General features: G+C 72.9%; 3 protein-coding genes and 1 pseudogene. 1 reads left to right on the top strand and 3 read right to left on the bottom strand.

Annotated features, from left to right (window positions below):
* From JNW98_RS35120 to JNW98_RS35110, 3 genes are all read right to left on the bottom strand, one after another.
* Window positions 1-1,104 (bottom strand): chromosome segregation SMC family protein (locus JNW98_RS35120; RefSeq protein ID WP_223772320.1); only part of this gene is annotated, 1,104 nt, incomplete at its 3' end.
* 278 nt (window positions 1,105-1,382) lie between these two features.
* Window positions 1,383-1,589: a hypothetical protein gene (locus JNW98_RS35115; protein WP_004944922.1), complete on the bottom strand. Its 207-nt coding sequence runs from the start codon at window positions 1,587-1,589 to the stop codon at window positions 1,383-1,385.
* A 407-nt stretch (window positions 1,590-1,996) separates the two neighbouring features.
* Window positions 1,997-2,278: an acylphosphatase gene (locus JNW98_RS35110; protein WP_223772319.1), complete on the bottom strand. Its 282-nt coding sequence runs from the start codon at window positions 2,276-2,278 to the stop codon at window positions 1,997-1,999.
* A 278-nt stretch (window positions 2,279-2,556) separates the two neighbouring features.
* Between JNW98_RS35110 and JNW98_RS35105 the strand changes: the two are divergent.
* Window positions 2,557-3,407 (top strand): annotated as a pseudogene (locus JNW98_RS35105) (hypothetical protein); the annotation flags it as partial.

The following is a 3,407-nucleotide window of genomic DNA, read 5'->3' as shown; positions in this document are numbered from 1 at the left end:
GCGGCGTTCGAGGTCGGCGCGGTGGGCGGAGGTGTCCTCCAGGGCCCGGTCCGCGGCCTCCACGGCGGCCTCCAGCTCGGCCTCCTGCTCGCGGATCCGGGCCGCCTCACGCTCCAGGTCCTCGGGGTCGCGGCCGCGCCGCTCCTCGGCGGGGGCGGCGGTGGCGCTGGTGACCCGGGCGTCGGCGAGGCCGATGGTGCCGCGCACCCGCTCGGCGAGGCGGGAGAGTTCGTACCAGGTCTGCTGGGCCGTGGCCAGCCGCGGCGCCAGCTCCTCGACCTGCCGTTCCAGGTCGGCCTCGCGCCGGGCCGCCTCGCGCAGTTCGGCCTCGGTGGCGTCCTTGCGGCTCTTGAGTGCGGCCTCGTCGGCGATCTCGGCGTGGAGCGCCTCGCGGAGGGCCGTCAGGTCGTCGGCCAGCAGCCGCAGCCGGGCGTCGCGCAGGTCGGCCTGGATGACGGCGGCGCGGCGGGCCACCGCGGCCTGCCGGCCCAGCGGCTTGAGCTGGCGGCGCAGTTCGTCGCTGAGGTCCTGGACCCGGGCGAGGTTGGCCTTCATCGCGTCCAGCTTCCGCAGCGCCTTCTCCTTGCGCTTGCGGTGCTTGAGGACGCCTGCGGCCTCCTCGATGAAGGCACGGCGGCCGGTGGGGTCGGCGTGCAGGACGGAGTCGAGCTGGCCCTGGCCGACGATGACGTGCATCTCGCGGCCGATGCCGGAGTCGGAGAGGAGCTCCTGGATGTCGAGGAGGCGGCAGGTGTCCCCGTTGATCTGGTACTCGCTGCCGCCGTTGCGGAACATGATCCGCGTGATGGTGACCTCGGCGTACTCGATGGGGAGCGCGCCGTCGGAGTTGTCGATGGTGAGCGAGACCTCGGCGCGGCCGAGCGGCGGCCGGCCGGTCGTCCCGGCGAAGATGACGTCCTCCATCTTGCCGCCGCGCAGCGACTTGGCGCCCTGCTCGCCCATGACCCAGGAGAGGGCGTCCACGACGTTCGACTTGCCGGAACCGTTGGGACCCACGACACAGGTGATGCCGGGCTCGAACCGCAGGGTCGTGGCGGAGGCGAAGGACTTGAAGCCGCGCAGGGTCAGGCTCTTGAGGTGCACGCGGACCGACTTTACCGTTCTGTCCTGCGTCGTTCCGGGCCCGCGCGGGCCGCTGGCGCGCCGCCACGCGATCGACGGGCCGTGGTTTCGCCCCGGAACGGGGAGGGCACAGTTGCGGTACGGGACGGGGGGCGAACGCCAGTGGACGACGGACGGAACGACGGGGGACGCCGAGGGAACGCAGCGGGTACGACGAAGGGACGCCGAAGCGTCCCTTGCAGATTCTCGAGCGGCTGACAGTGCAGCCCGACCGTGCCCCCCGGGGTGGGGCGAGGCGGTCAGGCGAGCGCAGGCTCCGCCTTGGAAACGTCGATGCTGTCGAGCAGCGAGTCACCGCGGTGAGCGGCGGCAGACAGCGCGTCGTTCTCGGCCTGCATCCGGATGAGCTCGGATTCCAGGTCCTGGACTCGCTGCTGAAGCCGTCGCATCTCGGAGAGGACTCGGGGGTCGGAGCCGCCGACGTAACCGAGAAGCGCCTTTGCCATGATGGATGGTCCTCCACACTGAGTGACCGACCTAAGCGGTGTGGGTCGTGAGGGATTCGCACCCGCGGTGCTTGGCCTTCGCTCTTGCTCGTGTCTTCCATGCCAAACAGCTAAGGTGCGCGGGGCTTCCAGAGTCTCACCAAATGGTTTGACGGTCAACACGATCACACCGCGTATCGACGGGCGTCCCGGCGGTGCGCGGCGGGTGAATACGCGGCGCCTTTCCCTGGCCGGGCCCGGAGGGTGGGGAGATCATCCGTTGGGGTGCAGCCTTCCACGGCGGCGCCGTCTTGGCAACCATCAGGCAATATTCCGCGAGCGCATATGCCAATGGCATATAAACAGGAGTACGGCCCTTTCGGATTCCGCCTCTCTCCCCTCCCCCTACCGCCCTCCGGCGGTGGCGGTCAGCGCATCTCGAAGCCGTCGTAACCGCCGCGCGGTGTGGCCCAGATCTCGGTCACGCCGTCCACGCGCCCGGGCGTGTCCCCGCCGCGCAGCCAGTCGAGCAGCCTTTCGCACGCCTCACGCGGCCCCTCGGCGACCACCTGGACGCGGCCGTCGGCGAGGTTCGAGGCGAAACCGATCAGCCCTCCGATGCGCAGTGCGTTCTCCCGGGTGAACCAGCGGAAGCCGACACCCTGCACATGACCACGAACCCAGGCGGTGAGACGGACACAGTCGTTCATGTCTGCACGCTAACCGGCCAATTAGATAAGCAGCACTTCAGCCCCTCATTTCGTGCCGTACAGTCGCGCCTCGAAAAGGACTAGCCCGTACGAGTGACACCGTACGCACCGTGACGCCGAGCACCCAAGGAAGGCAGCGGATGGGTCGCCATCGACGCTCTGCCCCCGTGACCTCCGAGACCTCCGACGAAGCGACAGCGAGTCCCCGGGCACCCAGGGATCCCCTGACGAGCGAGACGACCGAGACGATCAAAACGGCTGGTGCGATCGAGCCGGTCGTGACGGCCGAACCGTACGACCCGTACGACCCGGACGAGGCACCCACCGTCCCCCTGCCGTTGGCGGTCCCCCTCCCGGCCGGCACCGGGCGGCACCGGGCCGCGCACGTGGCCCCGCCGGCACGGCCGGCTCCGGCCCCGCCGGCCCCGGTCGCGCGGTCCGAGAGCGGCCGGCCCCGGCCGGAAAGGCGGCCGGAGAAACAGCCCGGGGAGAAGGCCCGTCAGGCGGGGAAGCCGCCGCGCAAGGGACGGGAGCGCGGCCGGGGCGCCGTGGCGAAGGGCGCCGGGGCCGTCGGCGGCGGGGCCGTCCGGCCGCCGAAGACGAAGGCCCCGGCCAGGACCGGGCTGCTCGGCGCCTCGGCCGCGGTGGCCATAGGGGCCGTGGCCATGGTGTCGGGGCTGCTGCCCGGCAATCCGCTGACCGTGGGCGACAGCAGCGGCGGCCGGAGCGGGGTCCCGGGCGGCCAGGTCCGCGCCGACGCCCCGATCGAGGTGCCGGCCGGCGCCCGGCCCGGGCGGCCGGCGGCCGGGCACACCGGCCCGACGGTTCCGGTGGCGCGGCCGGGAGCGGCGGTCGGCACGGCGTACGACCAGACGTACGAGCATGAGAGCGCCCGCTCGCTGGTCCGGGCCGTCGCCGGGCGGACGTCCGCCGACCGCCCGGCGGCCGTCGCGGACACGGCGGCCTCGGCGGCCTCGGCGGACACGACAGCGTCAGCCGCATCGGCCGCATCCACCGCCGCGTCCGTCTCCGTCCCGGGCTCCGCCGCGGCCCGGGTCGCGGTCGACGCGCACCGGGGGGACGCGGTACGGGACGCCCCGGCGCGCCCCGAGCGGGCGGACTCCGCCGC

It is taken from the genome of Streptomyces huiliensis, assembly GCF_020037025.1.
GTDB lineage: Bacteria > Actinomycetota > Actinomycetes > Streptomycetales > Streptomycetaceae > Streptomyces > Streptomyces huiliensis.
Note: the sequence above shows the minus strand (reverse complement) of the source record. Positions and strands in the feature narration are given on the sequence as shown.

Bases quoted from the DNA above. Each gene is read 5' to 3' on its own strand.
- JNW98_RS35115 (WP_004944922.1), bottom strand. From the start codon at position 1,589: ATGGCAAAGGCGCTTCTCGGTTACGTCGGCGGCTCCGACCCCCGAGTC.
- JNW98_RS35110 (WP_223772319.1), bottom strand. From the start codon at position 2,278: ATGAACGACTGTGTCCGTCTCACCGCCTGGGTTCGTGGTCATGTGCAG.